Genomic DNA, 22,886 nt, shown 5'->3' with positions numbered 1-22,886 from the left:
ACCGCTCAGGTCTTCTGCGTGGCGTAGGCCTTGTCGAGATAGGTCGCTCCGGTGGCCGGATCGGTGACGACATTGGCGATCAACGCCGTCCCCTGCTGCACCAGCGCGAACTTGGTGTCGCCGATCCGGAACCCGCCATCCTTGATCAGCACGTCCTGATACTTGCTGGTGCCGTCGCTCTGGTAGTGGACCTTGGCGCGGAAGCCATCGACGTTCGACACCGAGATGTTGAACGACTTGTTGTTGGCGTACTTGCCGCTCCAGCTGCCCTCATAGAGGTTCGGATCGACGGCCACATAGGGCGTCTTCGACGGGACCGTCAGGCCGGCGGCCTTGTAGTTGGCCGACAGGATGCTCAACACGTCGGCCATGCCGAGGGCTCCGTCAGGAATCGATCGATCAGCCGCGACCCGAGAGGCCGGCGGCGATATTGCAGTTGATATCGATCAGCGACTTCAGTTTCGCCGGATCCGGATTCATCTGGATGTCGACGGTCTGCTTCATCACGAACACGCCGATATTGGCGATGTTCTGGCGAATCTCGAGCGGCTGCGGATTGTCGTCGCCCTGCGCGGCGCTGAGAAAGATCGACCACAGCCGGCGGTTGAACAGCAACGCGTGATCGAGCGCCTTGTCGGGACCGTTCCAGTTCGTCTGGACTTCCTGCAGCTGCCGCGCGGCCTTCAACAGCGCCTGCGCTTCGATTTCACGTGGGGACGCCGTCGTCGTGGAGGTACGAGCGTAGGCCTGGGCTGCATTCGACATTCAATGACCTCGATGGGATGCGGATTTCTCGAGCCGCGAAGACGCAATTCTAGCGCCCGATATTTATGCATCCGGCGCCTTTAAATATGGTTAGCAGCCGTTACGAAATGCGTCGTTCTGACGGCATGGACAGACACCGTAATATCCCGGAGACAAAAGAAAACGGCGGGGTTTCCCCCGCCGTTCTCGAAGCACTTGCCGGCGCGTTTAGCGGAGCAGCTGCAGCACGCTCTGCTGGCTCTGGTTGGCGAGCGCCAGCGCGGAGACCGCGATCGACTGGCGGGTCGACAGCGCCTGGCTGTTGGCCGCTTCCTCGTTGGTGTCGGCCAGCGTCAGGTTGGACGAACCGGTCTGCAGCACGTTGATCAGGTTCTTCGAGAAGTCCTGACGGATCTGCACGATCGACAGGTTCGAACCCAGCGTCGAGGCTTCGCTGCGCAACGCGGAGCTCGCCGAGCTCAGCGACGAGATGACGCTGTTCGCCGAGTTGTTGTCGAGGAAGTCGGTGCCGGCGGTCAGCGCCTTCAGTCCGAGGCCGCTGGCATTGAAGGTGACGCCGGTGATGCTGAGCGTCGACTTGCCGGTCTCGTTGAAGGTCAGCTTTAGGCTGTCGCCGTTCAACAGGTTGATGCCGTTGAACGAGGCGTCCTGCGCCGTGGTCGTGATCTGCGCGATGGTGTTGTTGTACTGCGTCACCAGAGCGGCGCGCGCCGACTGCGAGGCCTGGTCGGCAACCGGCGCCGTGCCGGCCGCGCTGAACGTCGCGGTGCCGCCGCCGGTGTTGGTGAAGGTCACCGCACCGATCGTCGAGGACGCCGCGTCATTGGTCGTGGTGATGACAAGCTTGTTGGAGCTGTCGAGGCTCGCCGTGAGGTTGCTGGCCGCCAGCGACGTGTTCAGCTGCGCCAGCGACGTGCTGGCCCCGAAGGTGAAGCTGAAGGCGGGTTGGCCGGCCGAAGCCGCGATCGCCAGCACGTCACCGCTCTTGATCGTGGTGCCGTCGACGAGGTTGGCAGACGTGCCGCCGAGCGCCGCGGTCGAGGTGACCTGCGACCTGGTGGTGTAGCCGGTCGGGCTCTGCAGCACCTGGTTGGCGATCGACTTCGCGGTATCGACCAGCTTCTGCAGCGAGGTGATGCCGGTGTTGGCGGCCTGCAGCACCTGCACGCCGTTGCCGATGCCATCGAGCAGGTTGTTGATGTCGCTGGCGCGGTTGTCGAGCGACTGCGCGGTGAAGAAGTTGGTCGGGTTGTCGAGCGCCGTGTTGACCTTCTTGCCGGTGGCAAGGCGGTTCTGCGTCGTGGAGAGCAGATCGGCGGTGGATTGGAGGGAGAGGAGGTTCTGACGAACGGAGGAGGAGAGAATGATATCGGACATTTTCATACCTTTCTGGTGTGAAACTGAGGAAAAAGCCGCTCCAATCCTTTCTGATCGGGCGGATGGCCGATCCTGCGGTCTGGCCGCGAAGGAAAAAGAAATCTCCAGCACGGCATTTGAGACAAAGGCCGAAGAATAAAATTGTCGCCATTGGGCGAGGTTCGTCCCGAAAACTACTGAGACGATTGACAATTCCGGCCAGATAACGACGCCAGCGCCCGCCCCTCGTTCACCAAGCATTAACCATCATGGGAAAGGATCGCTGTCGCATCGGCCCCTGCCCGCAACGGCGGCTGCTAAGCAGTGCCGAACCACTTCGCTCCGCCAGCGAAGACATCGCGCGACTGCAGGCAAAGGAGAACGGTCATGGCCCTGAAGGTCGAACTCAAACCGAACGAACGCATCATCGTCGGCAATTGCGTGATCACCAACACCGACCAGCGCGCCCGCCTGCTGATCGACGGCGACCGCATCCCGATCCTGCGCGAGAAGGATATCCTGACGCCCGAGACCGCGGACACGCCGGCAAAGCTGATCTATCTCGCCGTGCAGCTGATGTATCTGTCGCCGGACCCGATGGCGCACCACCCGACCTATTTCAGTCTGGTGCGCGACATCATCACCGCGATGCCGAGCGCCTGGCCCTTCATCGAAAGCGTCAACAACTTCATCCTCAACGGCGACCTCTATCACGCGCTGAAGGAATCCAAGAAGCTGATCGCGCACGAAGAGAAGCTGCTGGAAGCCGCGCGCGACCAGCAGAACGCCGAGCGGGACGACACACGCAAGAGCGCGTAGAGCTTCTTGTTCGGACACGTTTTCTTCACGCGAACCGGCGTCCACTTCGCTTGAGAACGCTCTAGCCCCACTCGCCTCAATCGGGATAGGGGGGAGCCTCGCAGCCCCTCCCCTCCCACACCACCGTACATACGGGTCCGTATACGGCGGTTCGCTGGATTAAGCGGCAAGAGTTGTTCTGTTGCCGCCGTAGTTTGGGTGTCAGCAATCGTCGCGCCAGCTTCGACTCCTCTGATCAGCGTCAGTCAGGGTTTCACCCCTTCCCGCCGTTCCGAGGCCAGTTGCCCGGAATTCAGTCGCATGGCCGATGCGATATCGCTGCATCTACTCGTCACTTCCAGCGTTCAGGCCTTCGGCGAAACTCGTTCCGCCTACTATGCCCTCTGCTGACTTCTGCACTGCGGTCAGATCGCCTTACGACGACCTCAGTCTCGTTGCCGAGACGCAGCGCAGATCTCCCGAGGTAAGATCGACCGCCTTCGCCGCACGCCCGCCGGATTTACCACCCCGGCCCTTGATGACCGTGGACTTCGCGATCACGTGCTCGCTCGTCCGGCCGGGTAGGCCTCGTTATCCGGTTTTTGTCCATCGGGCCGCGGCTTTGCTCCACGCTTCCTTCAGACCCCACCTCGCGATGACGCCCTTGCGCTTCGCTAATCCTTCACCGTCATCAGGCTGGATAGAGGACTTCCACCTCCAAGCTGCCGGTCATGCTCGGCACACACGAAAAAGGCCTCCGCGCGGAGGCCTTTTTGTTTGGCTGGAGATGAAGGGCGCGCGATCAGCTGATCGGTAGGTATTTCAGCAGCGTCGTCTGATACAGCATCGACGTGGTCTGGTACGACGCCTGCAAGCTGGTTTGCAGCGCCAGGATCTTGGTCGCGACCTCGTCTTGATTGACGCCCTCGACGGAGTCGAGCATCGTTTCCGCCATCCCCTTCAGCTGGGTCTGCCGATCGGTGGCCGCCTTGGTCGCGGTCTGCGCACCGGCGAATTCGGCCTGCACGTCCTGGATCTGCTGCTGACCGTTTTGCGGGGCGAGGTTGCCGCTGACGCGCTGCGCGAGCGCCGTCACCTGCGCGCTCGCATTCGGGTTGCTGGCATTGGTGGTGACGGCTGCATACACCGCGACGTTCTGCAGCAAATAGCGGAAGGCCTGCTCGTTGGCGCGCGCGCCATACTGCACGGTGATCGACTGATCGACCTGCGCGACCGCGGTGCCGCGCGCCGACCCCGGGCCGTTCTCGCCGGTGTACCAGTAGACGGTGTTGTCGGGCGTGCCCGCGACCAGGTTGGTGGCGGTGTCGAACGGCGGTCCCCCTACCCTGAGCGGCGCCGGCGCTGCGGTGGTGTTGTTGGCGATGCCGAGTGCGCCGAGTGCGGTCGTGTTGGAGCTCGAGATCGACAGGCTCTCGCCATCGGCGCCGTGCAGGGTGATCGCGCCGTTGTTGATGGTCGACGGGTTCTTGGTGCCGCTGATCTGGTCGATCTTGGCCATCAGCGTCTGCACGCTGTCGGTGACATTGACCTGGTTGCCGGTGGCGCCCGAGGCCACGAAGGTGATCGGCGTGCCGTTCACCGTGATGGTGTCACCGGCGGCAAAGCTCGTCGACAGCGAGTCGGTGCCCGCCGCCCCCGACAGCGCCGTGGCGCCGCTGATCGGCGCCGGCGGCGTGTTCTGGTTATTGACCGCGGCGCCCGAGACGGTCGCGACCGGATTGAAGAAATTGTTCGACGCCGCGACCGCGGACGCCGCGACCAGCGACGTGTCGCTCAATGTCTTGATCGACGAGGTCAGCGTCGACTGCAGGTTGGCCGTCGTCGCCGCGGTGTCGGCGCCGATCAGGAACGAGCCGGCGGGCGGCGGGTTCGTCGTCGTCGCCGTGAGTTCGATCGCTTCGGTGGTGCCGTCCGGCAGCGTGAAGTTGAACTTGATCTTGTCGCCGTCCTTCGGATTGACGGCGCCGAGATCGACCGACGCCGACTTCGGCGTGCCGGTCGGCTGCGTCACCGTGGCGCCACCCGTCAGCGACGACTGCACAGACAGGAGTTTCAGGCCGAACGGCGAGCCGTCCTCGGCGATACTCGTGACCGTCGTGGTCGCCGGCGGCGACGAGACGCTCAGGCGCCCCATCATGCCGGCGCCCTGATCGGCCTGCTTGCGCTCATTGATGAGCTGCGTGAGGCCGGCCTGGGTTGCCGTGCCCTTGAGCATGGTATCGGCGGACACCGTGGCCGGCGTATCCATCGCGCGGCCGGAGAACAGATAGCGGTCGCCCGACTGGCTGTTCAGCATCGCGACTGCGTTGGCGAAGGCCGCCTGCGCCGTGATCTGGCCCGAGGTCTGGCCGCTGTCGTTGAGCGTCAGCGTCGCCGTCGTCGCGGCGTTTTTCACCTGGGTCCCGACGTCGGATAGGCCCTGCAAGGTGAGGTTCGCGACACTCAGGCGCGTGTTGAGGTTGGTGGCGGTATCGGAGAACGCGTTGATGCCGCTGATCTGCGCGCGCAGGCTGAGCGCAAACCCGCGATCAAGCCCCTGCCCCGCATAGGTCGTCGAAACCTTGCCGGTCGCAAGCTGCGTCGTCAGGTCATTGAGCTGATTCCGCAGGTTGAGGATCGTGGTGCCGATATAGGAAGTTCTGCCGCTTACGCCGTCGATCGACATGTTACCCTCACGTGAGCTGCAGCAGCGCGTCGTACATCTGCTTGATCGACGACATCACGCGCGCATTGGCGGAATAGGCGTTCTGCAGCGAAAGCAGATGCGCCATCTCCTCGTCCATGTTGACGCCGGAGGTCGAGTCCATCTTGGTCTGCAGCGTGTTCAGCACGACGTCCTGGCCGTCAGCCAGTTGCTTGGCGGCGGTCGCCGACTCGCCCTGCTGGCTGATGAACTGCTTGGCAAAGTTGAGCAGCGTGCCGGTGAACGGCGCGCCTGACGTGCCAAGGCCGGTCTGCGGCGAATAGCTGTACGAGGCGTTCGACAGCTGGTTCAGAACGAGGTTGGCGCGCGTGGTGTCGCCGGCCGGCGTCTGCGGATTGGTCGAGTACACCACCATGCGCGAGGGATCGCCGATCAGGCCGGTGTTGACGCTGATGCGCGCGGCAAGGCCGGTGGTCTGCGAGCCGTTCGCGGTGATCGCGCCGGTGTAGAGTCCGCCATTGTCGGTGAACAGCGGAAGGTGCGGATCGCCCGAGGTCAGCGACGAAACCGTCGACGTGACCGACGCCGCGGTCACATCGGCCTTGTTGACGGCGCCGTCGTCGAGCACGCGCAGCGTCGATCCGGACGGGTTGGAGAATTGCAGGCCGGTTCCGCCGAGCGCGCCGTTGAGCTGCGACAGCACCGAGCTCATGCCGCCTGAGAAATCGATGCCCAGCACCTCGTCGTTCGGATCGACGGTCGCGGTATTGCTCAGCGGCAGCACGCTCGGATCGTCGACGCGGATGATCGACAGATTATGCGTCAGGCCGGTGGTGTTGTCCTTGTAGGAGACGTGGATGGTGTTGCCGTTCTGCAGCCCCGAGAGGTCGAGGTCGAAGCCGGACTGCGCCCCCGCCGTCGCCGCGGTGCCTGCGGTCGTCTTGTCCGACAGCGCGCTCGACATCGCGGCGGCGAACTGATCGATCTGCGTCTGGGCCTGCGCCAGCGTGTTGTCGCGCAACTCGAGATAGGCGGCGATCTTGCCGGAGCGGATCGAGTTGGTCGACACCATGTCATAGGTGCCGCCATGCGGGAACGTGATGGTGATGGTGCCGACCGTGCTCTTGGTCGGGTCGGTATTGTACAACGTGTTGGGCGTCATCGTGCCCTGGGCGTTGAAGCTGAGCGTCGCGGCCTCGGTGCCGACCAGCTGCACGCCGGAATTGGTGAACACGCTCACCTGGTTCTGGCTGTTGGTGACGGTGCGGATGTCCATCAGCTGCGAGAGCTGCGTGACGTAGCGGTCGCGCTGATCGAGCAATGCCGCGGTCGAGGCGTCGGTCGTGCCGCCATTGGCCGCCAGCTGGACATTGAGGCGAGCAATCTGCTGCAACGCATTGTTGGCGCTGTTGATGGAGTCGCTGATGCCGGCCTCGGCGTTGGCGCGCAGCGTCTGGATTCCCTGCGAGGTCGCGTTGAGCTGCTGCGCCATGGATTGCGCGGCATTGATCACGCCGATGCGGGCCGACTGCGATTCCGGGCTGGTCGACAGCCCCTGCAGCGCGGTCAGGAACTTGTTGTAGGCATCCTCGATCGTGCCGGTGGAGTCGGGATTGCCGTACACGCCCTGCAGATTGGCCAAGAAATCCGAGCGGACGTCGGCGTAGGCCGCGCCCGACGTCTCGGTGCGAAGCTGGGTCTGCAGGAATTCGTCGAGCTGGCGGTTGACGCCGGTGATGAGGACGCTCGATCCGTACTGGCCGGTGGTGCCGGTGACCTGGTTGAGCGTCTTCCTGACGTAGCCGGGCGTCTCCGCGTTGGCGACGTTCGACGACACGAGCGAGAGCGAGGCCTGCGTGGCGCGCAGGCCCGACATCGCGGTGGAGAGGGCTTGGCTCAAACCCATGATGTGTACTCGCCTTTACTTCTTCACACGTGCAGCAACGATGCGATCAGCGCACCACGTTCAGGAGATCCTGCACCATCGAATTGGTTGTGGTGATCACCTTGGTGTTCGCCGAATAGGCCTGCTGGGTCACGATCAGCTTGGTGAATTCGTCGGCAATATCGGTGTTCGAGCTCTCGAGCGAGGAGCCGACGATGGTGCCGGCCTTGCCGAACAGCGCCGCGCCGGACTCGTCGGTTGCCTCGAACGCACCGCCGTCGATGCGCTTGAGGAAGTTGGTGCCGTTGAAGGTCGCCACCGAGATTTCGGCGAGGTCGATGTTGCGGCCGTTGGTGTAGTTGCCGACGATGCGGCCGTTGGTGGAGACGCTGACCGACTGCAGCTGGCCGGCGGGGAAACCGTCCTGCTGGATCTGGTTGACCTGAACGTTGCCGTTGGCGTCGGCGAACTGCGTCACGCCACCGGAGCCGAAATTGATCACGGGGCTGCCGAGCGACACGCCGTTGACGACGGCATTGGTGAGCGCCACCGAGGAGATCGCCGGCGACATCTGGCCGTTCGAGGCGAAGGTGAAGTTGACGTTGACGTTTTGCCAGGAGACCTGCGTGCCGGTCGCATTGGGGTTGACCTGATAGAACAGGTTCCAGGTATCGGTATGTGTGCCGCCCAACGAAGAGCTGTCGGTCTTGGCCCAGCGGAATTGCAGGTTCACCGGCGCGCCCGAGACGTCGTAGGCCGTGACGGCGCCGCCCGAGACGGATTCGTTCAGGAAGGTCGAGTTGTCGTTGCCGATAACCTGGCCGGTGCCGACCGTGCCGCCGCCGCCGCGAACCGCGACCGCCGAGCCGGTGAAGCCGAGCGCCGCGAAGGCGGTCGAGTTCGAGCTCGTCACGTTGAGGTCGGCCAACTTGCCGGAGTGCAGGGTGATCTTGCCGCCGCTGATCGTCGATGGCGTCGTGGTACCGGTAATCGCGTCGATCTTCGCGAGCAGCGTTCCGATGCTGTCGGTGACGTTGAGCTGGTTGCCGGTCGCCCCCGACGCCACGAAGGTGATGACGGTGCCGTTGACCGTGATCGTGTCGGCGGGCACGACGGGCGGGCCCGCAGAGCCGGCGCTGAAGTTGGTATTGATCGAATCGGTGCCGGCTGCGCCCGAAAGCAGGGTCGCGGCGGTAATGGCCACCGACGGCGTCGCCTTGTTGTTTTGCGCGGTGCCGGTGATGGCGGAATCGGTATACGGCGCAGCCGGCGTGCCCAGCACCAACGGATTGTTTCCACTGCTGAACGCGCCCGGCCGGATCAGCTCGGAACCGGGAACCGAAGTGTCGTGCGCGGTGGTCAAGGGATAGGACGCGAGGTTGGCGCGATAGTCGATCTTGGTCGTCTGCTGCGCCGGCAGGAAGTCGTTCTTGAATTGCAGCACCTGCGGCGATGAGCCTGCCGGGTTGCCGGTGGTCGGGTCGATCGGCACGCCCTCGAGATAGTAGCCGGCGCCGTTGACGAGATAGCCGTCCTTGTTGAGCTGGAAATCGCCGCGGCGGGTGTAGCGGTCGACGCCGTCGAACACCGGGGCACCGTCGGTGAAGCTGCCCGGCTTCTGCACCGCGAAGAAACCGTTGCCGTTGATCGCCATGAAGGTCGCGACCGATGCCGACTGGACGTCGCCCTGCACCGAGTTGGTCGAACGGGACTGCGCGGTGACGCCGCCGGCGAGCTGCGCGGTCAGCGCGGTCTGCGGGACGAGATCGAGGAATGAGGTATCGATGCGCTTGAAGGCGGTGGTCTGCGAGTTGGCGATGTTGCCGGAGATGTTTTCGAGCGCGTAAGACCCCGCGCGCAAGCCACCGACAGCCGTCGTGAGAGCGCCGAAGATACCCATGACATGTTCTCCAATTCGATTCCCGGCGGCTGGCAATCACAGGAATGGCCGCATCGGCGGAGCATGTCGCAAAGGTCGTGCCACGAAACAAAACGTAACAAAATCATCCGCTTGAAAAAAATGCCCCGGTCGTTCGACCGGGGCACATTTGCCGGGAGCGGCAACAATTGCCGGGAAGGAATGTCAGGTCGCCGACGGCGCCGCCGGATGAAACACCAGCGCGAAACCGTCCATGCAGTAGCGCAGTCCGGTCGGTTTCGGGCCGTCGTCGAAGACGTGGCCGAGATGGCCGCCGCAGCGGCGGCAATGCACCTCGGTGCGCACCATGCCGAAGGTGCGGTCCGATGTCGTGCCGACCGCATTGTCCAGCGGCTTGTAGAAGCTCGGCCAGCCAGTGCCGCTCTCATACTTGGTCTCGGACGAGAACAGCGGCAGGTCGCAACCGGCGCAGGCGAAGGTGCCCTTGCGGTGCTCCTTGAGCAGCGGGCTCGATCCCGGCCGCTCGGTGCCCTGGTTGCGCAGGATCTCGTATTGCTGCGGCGTCAGCTGGGCGCGCCATTCGGCGTCGGTCTTCTCGATCTCGAATTTCTCGGCGGCCTGCGCCGGCGAGGCGCGCAGCCAGCGGAAGGCGGCGAAGCCGAACAGACCGGCGACGGAAGCAAGCAGGATGCGGCGATCGATCATCAATCATCTCCGGTGCGGGCGGCTCAGGGGGCGCGCCCGAGGTTCGTCAACAGATACGAACCCCGCCGCCGGACGTTACATCCGCCCGTCGGAGATCCGCTCACTTTCTTGCGAGGCATCCGGATACGGCGCCTCACCGTCGTCAATCTGCCTGGGCGCGGGCGGCCGCGCCGGCCGCACGGCCGACGGGGGTGGACGGCGGGGTGCGGGTCCCCTGGTTCCCGCCCTGAGATTGGCCTCGGCGAGCCGCGCCTCGCGCAGGCGTTCCTTCGCACGTGCACCCTCGCGGTAGCGCGCCAGAACACCCGCCACGGACGAGGCCCCCCTCGCCCACAGGCTGACGAAATGACCGGCGACGCGGCCGGTGGCGCCGCCGGCCCAGACCAGCTCGAACGGCGAAAACAGCCGCCAGCGATCGTCGCCCCACAGGATGCTGCGCGCGATCAGCTGCCCGGCGAGCGCCGAGGTGTTGAGTCCCTGCCGGCCGAAGCCGCTCGCCACCCACAGGCCTCGGCGCAACTGGCCGATCTGCGGCATGCCATGCACGGTGACGCCGACCGCGCCGCCGAACATCTCCGCGACCGGAACCTTGCCGAGTTGCGGAAACACCGTGGCGACGCGGCGCTGCACCGCGGTGCCGAGGCGCTTCGGCCGTGCGTCCCAGGTGGTTTCGGGGCTCGCCCACAACAGCCGATCGCCATCGACGACACGGAAATGGTCGATGCCGTCGCTGTCGACGACCGAGCCGGGAAAGGCGATGGACTCCGCCAGCCGCTCCCCGAGCGGCTCGGTCAATGCCGCGTAGCGCCACACCGGCAGCAGCGTATCGGACAGCCGCTTCAACGGCGCACCGAGATGGATATTGCCGGCGAGGACAATATGGTTGGCCCGCAGCCGCGCCGTCGGCGTCACGATGCGTTTGCGGATGCCCGAAAAATCGATGCTGACGACCGGCGTCTCCTCGAAGATCCGCACGCCTGCCCGCGTCGCCAGCGCGGCGAGGCCGTGCACATATTTGCGGCCATCGATCTGGAACGCCTTCGGATAATAGATGCCGTGGAAATAGCGGCCGGTCCTGAGCACGCTGCGCACGCGATCGACCTGCCAGCCCTCGACCTCGGTCGCGAAATCCTCGCCGAGCGTCTGCAGACGGCCGATCAGCGCCTCGCCGACATCGACATTGGAGACTTCCAGCGCGCCATCGCTCGGCTTGATGCCCGGGATCAAATCTTCGGTAGCGGTGGCGCGGACATAGTCGGCGCCCTCCTTCGATAGCGCCCACAATTCGCGGGCATCGTCGCGGCCGACGCGCTCGATCACATCTGATATCGGCAGGCCGAATCCCGGCATCACGGTGCCGAGATGATGACCGGAGGCGTTCCAGCCGATCTGGCGGCCTTCGAGCACCGCAACGCTCGCACCGAGCCGCGCCGCCTCACGCGCCACGGTCAGGCCGGCCAGCCCGGCCCCGACCACGCAAATGTCGACGTCGAGGTCGAACGCCAGACGGTCGCGGAACGGCGAGGCCGCCTGATCGGGGCCGTCCGCCGCACTTGTGGAACTCTCGCTCATGGCGTTTCTTACGGACCGCTGCGGCGCTTGTCACCTTGTCCAGGGCATGAGCCTGTAGAATTAATTCGACCTGACCGAATCGAGAATGGAAGTCCATGCGCCGTTTGCTGCTGCTGCGTCACGCCAAAACCGAACACGACGCGCCTTCGGGGCACGACCAGGACCGCCGTCTCGACGAGCGCGGCCACCGCGACGCAGCGGAGATCGGCGGCTGGATCGCCCGTCATCCACCCCTGCCCAATCTGGCGCTGGTCTCGCCGGCTGTCCGCACCAGGCAGACCTGGGAGATCGTGCGCGAGGTGCTGAAGGGCGCCGGGTCTGCGCCGAAAGTCGAATTCGTGCCGGACCTCTACGGCGCTGATCCGGCGCAATTGCTGACCGCGATCCGGATGGCTTCGGTCACCGATCCGAAGCGGCTGATGCTAATCGGCCATAACCCCGGCATGCACGAGCTCGCGCTGACCTTGACCGGCAGCGGCGACGAGGCCGCAAAGCGCGCGCTCGGCGACAATCTGCCGACCTCGGGGCTCGCCGTCTTCGACTTCGCGACCGACGACTGGAACGACGTCTCGTTCCGGCGCGGCAAGCTCGTCCTGTTCGTCAGCCCTAAACTGTTGAAGCAGGCCTCGCGCAGCTGACGCAAGCGGACAGCGCCGCGCCGCCATGCTATATTGACCTCTGCGCGACAGGGGGACCGGTTCGCGTCGATACCAGACCGACTTCAAGAAAAAGAAGGCGCGCGTCCCGGCACAGGGACCAAACGGCTCCAGACCAATCGCGGACAGGAGGCGCAGATGTACAAGTCCATTCTCGTTCCGATCGACCTCGCCGATACCGACCTGGCGAAGCCGGCGATCGCAACCGCCGCGACGCTGTCACAGACATGGAACGGGGCGGTGCGTCTGCTCAACGTGCTGCCGATGACGCCGGTGATGCTCGCCGAATACGTGCCGGCGGATTTCGACAGCCAGCAACGCGAAACGTCGGAAGAGGCGCTTGCGATCGTCGCGCGCGAATCCGGCATCGCGCCCTCCCGCATCTCGGGCGTAGTCCGTCAGGGCGGCATCTATCACGAGATCCTCGAGGAGGCGGCGGCCATGAAGGCCGACCTGATCGTGATGACCTCGCACCGGCCGGCGATGCGCACCTATTTCCTCGGCTCGAATGCCGGACACGTGGTGCGCTACGCCAAATGCTCGGTGCTGGTGGTGCGGCACTAAAGCGGGATGCGTTACGGGGCCGTCGCAGGCGGCGCTGCCAAAATATCGAAAACAACCCCATGCAAAGGAGCCGGCGATGACCGGCGTTCGACCACGCGACGTTCGACCACGCGACTTGACACGTCGGGCAACTCAGGGGTATTCTTCTAATATTCCGAAATTGCTCCCGCATCCCCTCGCCCCACACGTCGCAGGCGGGAAAGGGAAACGCGCCCTTGCGGGCGCAGCCTAATCTCAGCCTGCTTTAATCCAACCAGGACGTGGACTAGTTGGCGCGTAGCCACAGCCGGATTGACGCGAGTTAGATGAACGCGAGGCAGTTGGCAGCGCGTTTGTCGTAGCGCGTTGCCACACGCCGGCAGTGCTCGAGCGAACTTCGCTGACGAGTTTGGAATAGTGGTCCGATACAGCTGTTTGTTCGCTATCTCCTTAAGGTCGAGGCAATCGCTACCGCCGCGCCAGATTGAGCCTTCAGCACGGCGCCGGTGGCAGCGTTACCGGCGCTGCTATTTCGTGAATCTGGGCCTTGTGGATGTCGGCGGCGTTGGCGCCGCGGGCTGAAGATTGAACGTCAGCCAGACGTTCCAGCCCGCTGGCCGATTTTCATTGGCGAATTCGCCGTAGCCCTTCAGGTTCAGATATCCCTGCATGTCTCCGACCGGGAAAATGTAGCCGACCTGCGGGCCGACGCCGGCCACGCGCGACCGGAAGCAGCCGACGCGATCGCCGGAGCCGCTGTCGCAGCCGAGCTGCTGATAGAAGTAACCGACGAGGCCGACCTGCCACTGCTTGGTCAGGAATTGCGATGCTCCCCAGTCGAGGTGCATGTCGACGCCGCTTTGATATTGGGTGGAGGGGTTGACGAAGTTGTAGGTGAATCCCAGCACCGTCGAAAATTCATGCCCGGTCTTTGGATCGAAATAGGTGTAGCCGCCGCCCGCGTCGACCGCCCAGTGCCCAATCCCCAAATTCGCCAGGCGGCCCGACTGATAGGCGCCGACCGGAAGGTCGGCGGTAATGTACGTCATGTAATTGTTGACACCGGCATTCCAGCGCAGCGCGAACTGCGGGATCAGGTCGCCGAATGCAATGAGCGAGCTGTCGATGCTGTCAAACCGGGAGAAGGGGAACGTGCCGCCGCCCGGTCCCGTCAATGTCCCAACGAGCGATCCCGCCAGCGACGTGGAGTTGGAGCCGTAGGTCGCCAACAGGCTGGCAGAGGCCTGACCGCCCAGCACCGGCGTTGCAAAGGTGTAGGTCCCCGCGACAAGGCCAAGATTCACATTCGCATTGACGCTCGCGTTGACGTTCGCCGTCAGATTCGCAGGAAAGCGACCAAGCGTGATTTCGCGCGACCGCGCCACGTCGCCGCCGGCGGAAACAGAGGTGTGATAATAAACCGTGGTCACCGACCAGCCCGGCGCCTGCTGAGGAACAGCCGCGAGGCTGCCAAAAAATCCGGGTATCCAAAAGCTGATGCCATTTTCATCGGCGCGCGCCGCATCAATGGGGAGCCCAAGTAAGGCAACGACTGCCGCCGCGCCCAACCGCAAAACGAAACTAGTCCTCGATATCGATTTCCTGCCCTTCATCGCGGATCTCCCACCCCTCCACGGCCTGTAACGGACCGAGGTTGCACGACCAGAAATTTTCCGAATCTCACTCGTTGCAGACGGCTTCTATCTCTCCGGGAATAGTAGAGACAATTGGGCTCGCAATTGCCAGTTTGGAGCGCCGGTTGGACGAACGACGTTGTAATAGCCGGCTATATTTGCACTCACTGGCTGGTCGCCGAGCTTGAAGATTCGACCAAAGCCGCCGCCGATTGGGACGGTCCACTGCTGACCCGGCGCCGCCAGCCAGTCCGCGGTGATAACTGGTGAGCTTGTCAGGTACCACCCGTGCGCCATGTTGTAGTTGACAAACGGCTGCGCGAGAAACTCGTTCACGGGCGGCCGCAACGGATTGCCGCCAACTGACCACTGATTGTTAACCAGTACGCCGATCACCCAATGTCCGGGCGTTACGAGGGCAACGGCGGTCGGACCGAACAACGCCTTACCGGTTCCGAGAATCGGATCGGTCGCGGACGGAACCGTAAAGACGGGACCGACGCCCCAGATTAGAGAGCCTGGATGGGTGGGGGTGAAAAAGAACTGCTGAGTGATGTCGCCAATTCCATTCGTGTTGTTGTTGAAGAACGGATTGGGCTGACTGACTACGGGGATGATAGTGCGCGAGATCACGTTCCAGTCCGCGTTGATGCGCAGCGGTATGACTGGCTGAATGTTGAGCACTTCCTGGGTACGGTTGAACGGCCCGGCGTTGAAATTCGTATTGCTTTGGAACGGAACACTGACGAGATCGGCAATAGGATTCTGCGATTTTTGGGCGAGGTCTTCGTTTTCGGAGGGTTCAGCAGAATGCGCGGCTCTTGTCGGCGCGACCGTATCGGCAATGCCGCGCTCAAATTTGTAGTTTGCACCGAACTTGACCATTTGAAGGTCACGATTCAACTGGATTGGCGGGACGGTGGGCGAAGTCCAGCTTCCCAGCCCAATGTAATCGTACTCGAGTCTGAGCGTCCAATTCGGTTTGAAGCCGTACTCGACACCCGCTCCAGCTAACCAGCCGGAGCTGGTGTTGGACCCCTGCCAGGTAACACCGGGGAAGTTCAGCGTTGCATTGCTGTGCACCCAGCCGCCGCCAAGCTTGGCGTAGAGGAGCCACTTATCCTCCACGAGGCCGAAGCGGCCTGCAATCGTTCCCGCCCAGTTCTGCCTCACGGTGCCGAGCGTAGGTGTCGGAAGCACGGAATGACCAAAAGTCGCCCCATCGAAATCGCCTTCCACACCAAGCAAGAGTTGGCCGGCTTGAAAATTGTAGCCGGCCTGAACACCACCGATGAATTCGGTGATGCCGCCATACAAGTTGTTACCTGAAATAGGCAGGCTGCCGCTGGTCCACGCTCCACCGAGATTTGCACCGAGATAAAATCCCGACCAATTGTAGGGTGGCGTTAAAGCGGGCGGAGCCTTCACGTCCGCGGCACGCGCTGTGAGACTCACGCAGACTGCAAACAGACCCACGCTTGCAAGGAATGATTTCATGGAGCCTCCCAAAAAGGGGAATGATGCTGCCATTGCGAAAAAAACCTGCGTCCGAAACCCGGTCCAAAGCACCGCATCGCCGATCCCCGACGCTCGCGAGCCCGCCATCGCTCCGGCGGGGTAGAAACTCGGAAAGAATAAGCTGACGCCGCCGTTCGTCCACGCGAATTCGGCACACTTGAGTTCAGCCGGAGGTTTATTGGAAGGTTGTGTCCATGACGCCACAACCCTGGCACTTTTTGCATAGTCATCAGGGCTCTCGACAAGGCAACAGCCGCCGGCTCGATTGATCTAGATCAATGAAGAAGGGTGCGTTGCTGAAAGCATCTCGTCCGGTCCTTGGTCTGCAGACGTAGCGTTGCCGCTTGGCCACCGCATTTCCATTTCTAACGTCCATCCTACCGGACGTCGCCTAAGGTTCGCTTTCTCTTGTCGTGATGGCGACGTTGAGACTGAAGCCCTCTTCCCCGAAGCAAGCCTTTGATCGGAGGACGCTATGGGTACCTTCTCGCAAACCGTGGCACGACTTGGCGGCATCGGTGCGGGTGCCATGGCAGGGCCGGCCATGGGATTGACCTTGGCAATGCTGATGGCGAGCACGAGCATCCCCTCGGCCTACGCTCAACAAACCACCGGCACGCGAGGCTCGCCCAGCGCCACGACAACGATTGATGGCCGATATCTTCCCGCAGCGCCTCAGCAGTTTCGGGGCGAGATAGGGCTCAACGCCGCGCAGTCGAAGTCGGCGTGGCCGGCGCGTGTGGTGCCGCCGAAGGATGCGCCGAATATCCTCTTGATCATGACCGACGATGTCGGCTTCGGCGCCCCTGCGACCTTTGGCGGGGTCATTCCGACACCAACGCTCGATCGCATCGCTGCCAACGGCCTGCGCTACACCAACTTCCATACGACCGCGATGTGCTCACCGACCCGTGCCGCTATCATCACCGGGCGCAATCACCATAGCGCAGGCTACGGTGTTATCGGCGAGATGGCGACAGGATTCCCCGGCTACAACAGCATCATTTCCAAGGACACCGTTACGATCGGCCGCATTTTCTCGGAGAACGGCTATCGTACCTCCTGGTTCGGAAAGGATCACAACACGCCAACCTATCAAACCAGCCAGGCTGGGCCATTCGATCAATGGCCGACCGGGATGGGCTTTGAGTATTTCTACGGCTTCATCGCTGGCGATACCAGCCAGTGGACTCCGTTGCTGTATCGCAACACGACGCGGATCACACCCTATGTCGGGAAACCGGGGTGGAATCTGACCACTGCCATGGCCGACGATGCCATCGACTGGTTGAATCAATTGAACTCCATCAATCCGTCGATGCCGTTCCTTCTCTACTACGTCCCTGGCGGCACCCACGCGCCGCATCATCCGACACCCGAATGGATCAAGAAAGCGACCGACCTGCACTTGTTCGACAATGGCTGGAACGCGGTGCGTGACCAGATTCTCGCCAATCAAAAGAAGCTCGGCGTCGTCCCCCAGGATGCCAAGCTGACGCCCTGGCCGGACGATCTGCTGAAGAAATGGGACACCCTGTCGGCCGACGAGAAGAAAATGTTCATCCGCCAAGCCGACGTATACGCCGCGTATCTCATGTACACCGACCACGAAATCGGCCGAGTTGTCCAGGCGGTGCAGGATCTGGGCAGGCTCGACAACACGCTCATCATCTTCATCAGTGGTGACAATGGCGGGAGTGCTGAAGGCACGGTGAATGGAACGGTCTCGGAGAATCTTGCGGTCAACGGCGTCAATATGCCGGCCTCCGAACAGTTGAAGTATTACGACATCTGGGGCACCGAGCAGACCTTCCCGCTCTACGCGGTTGGTTGGGCCTGGGCATTCAACACGCCCTACAAATGGACCAAGCAGATTGCGTCATTCTTCGGCGGCACGCGCAACGGCATGGCGATTTCGTGGCCGGCGCGTATCACCGACAAGGGTGGCATCCGCAGCCAGTTCCACCATGTCATCGATATCGTGCCGACGATCCTGGAGGCGACGGGCATTCCTGCGCCGATCATGGTGGACGGCATCGCGCAAAAGCCGATCGAGGGCGTCAGCATGGCCTACAGCTTCGACAAGGCCAACGCCGAGGCGCCGTCGCCGCATCGCACCCAGTACTTCGAGATGATGGGCGTATATGGCCTCTACAACGACGGATGGATGCTCAGCGCGGTCCCCATCCGCCCGCCCTGGCAGATCGTCGGCACGGCAATCGAGAACCCTGCCACCGCTTACAAGATGGAGCTCTACGATATCCTGCACGACTGGACGCAGTACACCGACGTCGCCGCGGCCAATCCTGACAAGGTGCGGGAGATGACAGACCTGATGTTTGGCGAGTTCGCCAAGTACCACGTCCTGCCGCTTGATGCTTCGGCGATCTCGCGCTGGGTGTCCCAGCGCCCCTCGGTGACCGCGGGACGGAAGGTGTTTACCTATTTGATGCCGGTCACCGGGCTGCCCGACAGCGTCGCCCCGCAGTTCCTCAACACCTCCTTCACAATCACGGCGGATATCGACGTGCCGCAGGGAGGCGGCGAAGGCTCGATTGTTGCGGAAGGCGGCCGGTTTGGCGGGTATGGACTGCACTTGCTGAAGGGCAAGCCGGTGTTCAGCTACAACCAGCTTGGCCTCAACTGGGTGCGCTGGGAGGGTCCCGAGGCGCTCTCGCCCGGCAAGCACACCGTCGTGTTCGACTTCAAGTATGACGGGCTCGGCTTCGCCACGCTGGCCTTCAACAATCTGAGCGGGGTTGGACGTCCAGCAACTGGAACGTTGACGGTGGACGGCAAGGTCGTCGCGACGCAGACGATGGAGAAGACAATTCCATTCAGTCTGCCCCTCGACGAGACCTTCGACATCGGCTCGAAGACCGGCACGTCGGTGGACGACCGCGATTATCAAATTCCATTCACGTTCACCGGCAAGCTCAACAAGCTGACGATCTCCGTCGAACCGCCGAAGCTGACGCCGGAGGACGAGAAGAAGCTGGCGGAGGCACGCCGCGCCGCTCAGGACGCGAAGTAAACTGGCAAGGTCGCGCGAGAGCCGAGGGCCTCACGGCCCTCGGGAGCGGACAAGGAAAGCAACTGGCTGCCGGCGCCGAGCGGTCCGTTCTCACTCTACATCCGCGCCTATTGGGCCGATCAAGCCATGATCAACGGCTCCTGGAGGCCGCCAGCGGTGCAGAAGGTCGACGCCGGTGGTGCCACTGTCGGCCGCCAGCAATGAGCTGAGCGACTTGAAGGGGACGAGACAGCGGTTCGCCGGCTTCAAGGCCAGTCCGCGCCAGGGGCGCCTCGCGCAGGGGCGCCCGCACGACCAGCTTACGACTTAAACCCTGTTTGTTTTTGTAAAGGAAAGGATATCCGATGCACCCCGCAATCATGGCTATGGCGGCGGCTACTCAATTGTTGACGCCCATTTCCGATGCTATCCCAAAATTCAACGTTGAGGCTACTTGCAGAGGATCGGTAGAAGCCGATAAGGCGATGGGTTTGAGCCTGCCGCAGAGTTTCGACAAATGTTTGAGCGATGAGAACTCAGCGCGTGAACAGCTGGTCCCGATTTGGTCTTCGTACTCCCCGGCAGTCAGGACCCAGTGTGAGGGAGAGGCGACGATAGGCGAAGCGAGCTATGTCGATCTCTTGACCTGTCTTCAAATGACCGATGGATCAGTCACGACCTCGGCAGCAGCTTTGAAGGGTGCGAGCAAAAAGAAGAAGGCTCCAAACTAAACCGTATTGTCGCCATGACGCCTGCTGCCAGGGCATGATCGGGAAAAGATAAGCCCCCACCGTCGCCGTTGGTGCGTGCGAATTCGGCATACTTGAGTTCAGCCGGAGGCTTATTGAATAGTTGTGTCCATGACGCCACAACCCTGGCACTTTTTGCATAGTCATCAGGGCTCTCCACAAGGAACGGGCGACCTGGCTCGATTGATCTAGATCAATGGGAGAAGGTTGTGCCGCTGCGAACGTACCACCGCTTCAGATGTTCGATTGTCATGTTGACTGACTAAGGTGTTAAGCCGCGCTCCTCCCCGGCAGAATCGGCGCTAAAAAAGCTGCCGAGAGAGAGATTCCTGGGGCGACGCTCGTAATTTTGAAACTCGTTCACTGCGAGTAGCCCATGCACGACGTTGGCGTTGCGGCAGGCGTACCTTTGTCGGATGGGCCCAGTGAGAGGGGCATGATCTGGATTCCGGGCGGCACGTTCCGCATGGGCTCCGACAGCCACTATGCCGAAGAGGCGCCGGTCCATCGCGTCTCGGTGAGCGGCTTCTGGATGGACCGGACGCCGGTCACCAATCGCGATTTTCGCAAGTTCGTCAACGCAACCGGCTACGTGACGTCAGCGGAGACGCGGCCTGACGCAAAGGACTATCCGGGCGCACTGCCGCACATGCTCAAGGCAGGCTCGCTGGTTTTCACGCCACCGAAGCGTCCGGTCGATTTGCGCGACTGGTCGCAATGGTGGAATTTCAAATTTGGCGCCAACTGGCGCCGGCCATATGGCCCCCGCAGTTCGATCAGCGGCCTCGACGATCATCCCGTGGTCCACATTGCCTATCGCGATGCCGAGGCCTACGCGACATGGGCTGGCAAGGACTTGCCGACCGAAGCCGAATGGGAGTTTGCCGCGCGCGGCGGCCTCGACGGAGCCGAGTTCGCCTGGGGCGACGAGCCGATGCCCGGCGGCAGGCCAATGGCGAATACCTGGCAAGGTGTTTTTCCATACCAGAATCTTGGCGACGATGGTCAGGCGCGCACCTCGCCGGTGATGGCGTTCCCACCGAATGGCTACGGCCTTCATGACATGATCGGCAACGTCTGGGAGTGGACCACCGATTGGTGGTCCACCAGGCATGCGCCCGACGCGGCCAAGGCGTGCTGCGTTCCTCAGGATCCACGCGGCGGGCGAGAGCAAGACAGCCACGATCCGTCTCTGCCCAGGATCAAGATTCCCCGCAAGGTTCTCAAAGGCGGCTCGCATCTCTGCGCGCCGAACTACTGCCGTCGCTATCGCCCGGCTGCGCGCCATGCGGAAGCGGTGGATACGTCCACGAGCCATGTTGGCTTTCGATGCATCATGAGGAAGGGAGCAAGTGATGAGCGACGACAAGGATAACGCCTCACGCGATATGAGCCGTCGAAATGTTTTGCTCGCGACGACAAGCCTGGCGGCGGCATCCGCATTAGGCGCCGCCGCATCGGTCGAAAAGGCACTGGCCCAGGCGCAGCAGGCACCGAGCGGCCAGCGGCCCAATATCGTCGTCATCATGGGGGACGATATCGGCATCTGGAATATCGGTGCTTACCATCGTGGCATGATGGCCGGCCGGACGCCGAACCTCGACAAGATCGCCGCAGAAGGCATGCTGTTTACCGATTATTACGCCGAGGCGAGTTGCACCGCAGGCCGCGCCAACTTCATCACCGGCGAGCTGCCGATCCGCACCGGCATGACAACGGTGGGCCAGGCCGGCGCCCCCACGGGCTTGCCGGCGGAGGCTGTGACCATCGCCACCGCGCTCAAGGGCATGGGCTATGCCACCGGCCAATTCGGCAAGAACCACCTTGGCGACAAGAACGAATTTCTGCCGACCGTGCACGGCTTCGACGAGTTCTTCGGCTATTTGTATCACCTCGACGCGATGGAAGATCCGGCTCACCCTGCCTATCCGCAGGAGCTGTTGAACAAGGTCGGCCCGCGCAACATGATCCATTCGTGGGCGACCAATGTGGACGACGCCACCGTGGATCCCCGCTGGGGCAAGGTCGGCAAGCAGAGGATTGAAGACGCCGGAACGCTCTATCCCAAGCGGATGGAAACGGTGGACGATGAAATCCGAGACTTCGCCTTGTCGTTTATTGAAAGGGCCAAGGCCGATAACAAGCCGTTCTTCTTGTGGCTCAATCCGACCCGCATGCACATCGTCACGCATTTGTCGCCGAAGTACGAGGCGATGCGCAACTCCAAGAACGGCTGGTCGATCCATGAAGCCGGCATGGCGCAGCTCGACGACGATGTCGGCCTCGTCATGAAAAAACTCAAGGACATGGGCGTGGATGACAACACCATTGTCATCTTCACCACGGATAACGGCACCGAGGTCTTCACTTGGCCGGATGGCGGGCAGACGCCTTTCGCGCAGAGCAAAGGTACGGTCATGGAAGGCGGCTTCCGCGCGCCAGCGATGATCCGCTGGCCGGGCAAGGTGCCGGCGGGCAAAGTCGAGAACGGCATCATCTCCGGGCTGGACTGGTTCCCGACCTTGCTGGCGGCTGCCGGCAACCCGAACATTGCCGAGGAACTGAAGAAGGGCAAGCAAATCGGGGATCGCAACTACAAGTGCCATCTGGACGGCTATAATCAGATGGACATGATCACCGGCAAGGGGCCGTCGAACCGACACGAAATCTGGTACTTCGGCGAGAGCGAGCTCGGGGCCGTGCGCATCGACGACTACAAGTATCGTTTCATCGACCAGCCTGATGGCTGGCTGGGTGCAAAAACCAAGGTTGACGTCCCCTACCTGATCAACCTTCGCCTGGATCCGTTCGAGCGAACGGGCTGGCCCGATAGCGGGACCAAATACGGCGCGCAACAGTACTTCGACTGGTTCAAGTATGAATTCTGGCGCTTCGTGTTCGTTCAACAGGAAGTCGAGAAGCTGGCCATGACCGCAATCGAGTTTCCGCCGATGCAGAAGGGCGCGAGCTTCAACCTCGATGCTGTGAAGGCGAAAATCGAGGCCGCCAGGACGGCAATGGCAAAATGAGATTCATGATCGTGTTGGGCGGCGTCCATGCCGCCCAACACCGTCTCCTTCAGCCTTTCGATATCGCAGGTCGGTTTACCGAAATCCGCTTCCGGGAGTGGAGCGGGCCAAGAGCGGTG

General features: G+C 62.6%; 17 protein-coding genes. 7 read left to right on the top strand and 10 right to left on the bottom strand.

The genetic code is table 11. The annotated features are described in order from the left end of the window. Positions 1-5: 5 nt before the first annotated feature. From J2R78_RS30070 to J2R78_RS30060, 3 genes are all read right to left on the bottom strand, one after another. The gene (locus J2R78_RS30070) at positions 6-371 is read right to left on the bottom strand and encodes a hypothetical protein (RefSeq protein ID WP_016846761.1); all 366 of its coding nucleotides are present in this window, start codon (positions 369-371) and stop codon (positions 6-8) included. 28 nt (positions 372-399) lie between these two features. Beyond that, positions 400-765: a flagellar biosynthesis regulator FlaF gene (gene flaF / locus J2R78_RS30065; protein ID WP_016846762.1), complete on the bottom strand. Its 366-nt coding sequence runs from the start codon at positions 763-765 to the stop codon at positions 400-402. A 207-nt stretch (positions 766-972) separates the two neighbouring features. Beyond that, positions 973-2,142 carry a flagellin gene (locus tag J2R78_RS30060; RefSeq protein WP_028337699.1) on the bottom strand — a complete coding sequence of 390 codons (1,170 nt, stop codon included), beginning with the start codon at positions 2,140-2,142 and terminating at the stop codon, positions 973-975. Positions 2,143-2,508: 366 nt separating this feature from the next. On the opposite strand from J2R78_RS30060, the gene flbT reads away from it, so the two are divergent. Then, the gene (flbT, locus tag J2R78_RS30055) at positions 2,509-2,940 is read left to right on the top strand and encodes a flagellar biosynthesis repressor FlbT (RefSeq protein WP_076825678.1); all 432 of its coding nucleotides are present in this window, start codon (positions 2,509-2,511) and stop codon (positions 2,938-2,940) included. 781 nt (positions 2,941-3,721) lie between these two features. On the opposite strand, the gene J2R78_RS30050 is transcribed toward flbT, so the two are convergent. The 5 genes from J2R78_RS30050 to J2R78_RS30030 form a co-directional block, all read right to left on the bottom strand. Beyond that, positions 3,722-5,605: a flagellar protein gene (locus J2R78_RS30050; RefSeq protein WP_253607860.1), complete on the bottom strand. Its 1,884-nt coding sequence runs from the start codon at positions 5,603-5,605 to the stop codon at positions 3,722-3,724. Between the two features lie 7 nt (positions 5,606-5,612). After that, complete coding sequence (gene flgK, locus J2R78_RS30045; protein ID WP_253607859.1) at positions 5,613-7,490, bottom strand: flagellar hook-associated protein FlgK; 1,878 nt, start codon at positions 7,488-7,490, stop codon at positions 5,613-5,615. A gap of 46 nt (positions 7,491-7,536) precedes the next feature. Continuing rightward, the gene (locus tag J2R78_RS30040; RefSeq protein WP_253607858.1) at positions 7,537-9,369 is read right to left on the bottom strand and encodes a flagellar hook-basal body complex protein; all 1,833 of its coding nucleotides are present in this window, start codon (positions 9,367-9,369) and stop codon (positions 7,537-7,539) included. 183 nt (positions 9,370-9,552) lie between these two features. Further along, complete coding sequence (gene msrB / locus J2R78_RS30035; RefSeq protein ID WP_057016674.1) at positions 9,553-10,053, bottom strand: peptide-methionine (R)-S-oxide reductase MsrB; 501 nt, start codon at positions 10,051-10,053, stop codon at positions 9,553-9,555. Positions 10,054-10,128: 75 nt separating this feature from the next. Beyond that, complete coding sequence (locus J2R78_RS30030) at positions 10,129-11,625, bottom strand: FAD-binding oxidoreductase (protein WP_253607857.1); 1,497 nt, start codon at positions 11,623-11,625, stop codon at positions 10,129-10,131. A gap of 95 nt (positions 11,626-11,720) precedes the next feature. On the opposite strand from J2R78_RS30030, the gene J2R78_RS30025 reads away from it, so the two are divergent. Then, positions 11,721-12,263: a histidine phosphatase family protein gene (locus tag J2R78_RS30025; protein WP_253607856.1), complete on the top strand. Its 543-nt coding sequence runs from the start codon at positions 11,721-11,723 to the stop codon at positions 12,261-12,263. Between the two features lie 156 nt (positions 12,264-12,419). Next, positions 12,420-12,845 carry a universal stress protein gene (locus J2R78_RS30020; protein ID WP_225160142.1) on the top strand — a complete coding sequence of 142 codons (426 nt, stop codon included), beginning with the start codon at positions 12,420-12,422 and terminating at the stop codon, positions 12,843-12,845. A gap of 506 nt (positions 12,846-13,351) precedes the next feature. Here the strand turns inward: J2R78_RS30020 and J2R78_RS30015 are convergent. Together J2R78_RS30015 and J2R78_RS30010 are read right to left on the bottom strand one after the other, a co-directional pair. After that, positions 13,352-14,437: a transporter gene (locus J2R78_RS30015; protein ID WP_253607855.1), complete on the bottom strand. Its 1,086-nt coding sequence runs from the start codon at positions 14,435-14,437 to the stop codon at positions 13,352-13,354. Between the two features lie 87 nt (positions 14,438-14,524). Next, the gene (locus J2R78_RS30010) at positions 14,525-15,955 is read right to left on the bottom strand and encodes an outer membrane protein (RefSeq protein ID WP_253607854.1); all 1,431 of its coding nucleotides are present in this window, start codon (positions 15,953-15,955) and stop codon (positions 14,525-14,527) included. A 565-nt stretch (positions 15,956-16,520) separates the two neighbouring features. Here J2R78_RS30010 and J2R78_RS30005 point away from each other — a divergent pair. From J2R78_RS30005 to J2R78_RS29990, 4 genes are all read left to right on the top strand, one after another. Further along, entirely contained in the window at positions 16,521-19,010 is a 2,490-nt protein-coding gene (locus tag J2R78_RS30005) for an arylsulfatase (RefSeq protein WP_253609954.1), read from the top strand. A 344-nt stretch (positions 19,011-19,354) separates the two neighbouring features. Continuing rightward, on the top strand, positions 19,355-19,720 hold the full coding sequence (locus J2R78_RS30000) for a hypothetical protein (protein ID WP_253607853.1): 366 nt from the start codon (positions 19,355-19,357) through the stop codon (positions 19,718-19,720). 394 nt (positions 19,721-20,114) lie between these two features. After that, complete coding sequence (locus tag J2R78_RS29995) at positions 20,115-21,113, top strand: formylglycine-generating enzyme family protein (RefSeq protein ID WP_253607852.1); 999 nt, start codon at positions 20,115-20,117, stop codon at positions 21,111-21,113. 13 nt (positions 21,114-21,126) lie between these two features. After that, on the top strand, positions 21,127-22,767 hold the full coding sequence (locus tag J2R78_RS29990; RefSeq protein WP_375166683.1) for an arylsulfatase: 1,641 nt from the start codon (positions 21,127-21,129) through the stop codon (positions 22,765-22,767). The last annotated feature ends 119 nt before the right edge of the window (positions 22,768-22,886 follow it).

Source organism: Bradyrhizobium sp. USDA 4538 (genome assembly GCF_024171045.1).
GTDB classification, from domain to species: domain Bacteria; phylum Pseudomonadota; class Alphaproteobacteria; order Rhizobiales; family Xanthobacteraceae; genus Bradyrhizobium; species Bradyrhizobium australafricanum.
This window is presented reverse-complemented; position numbering and strand designations above follow the sequence as displayed.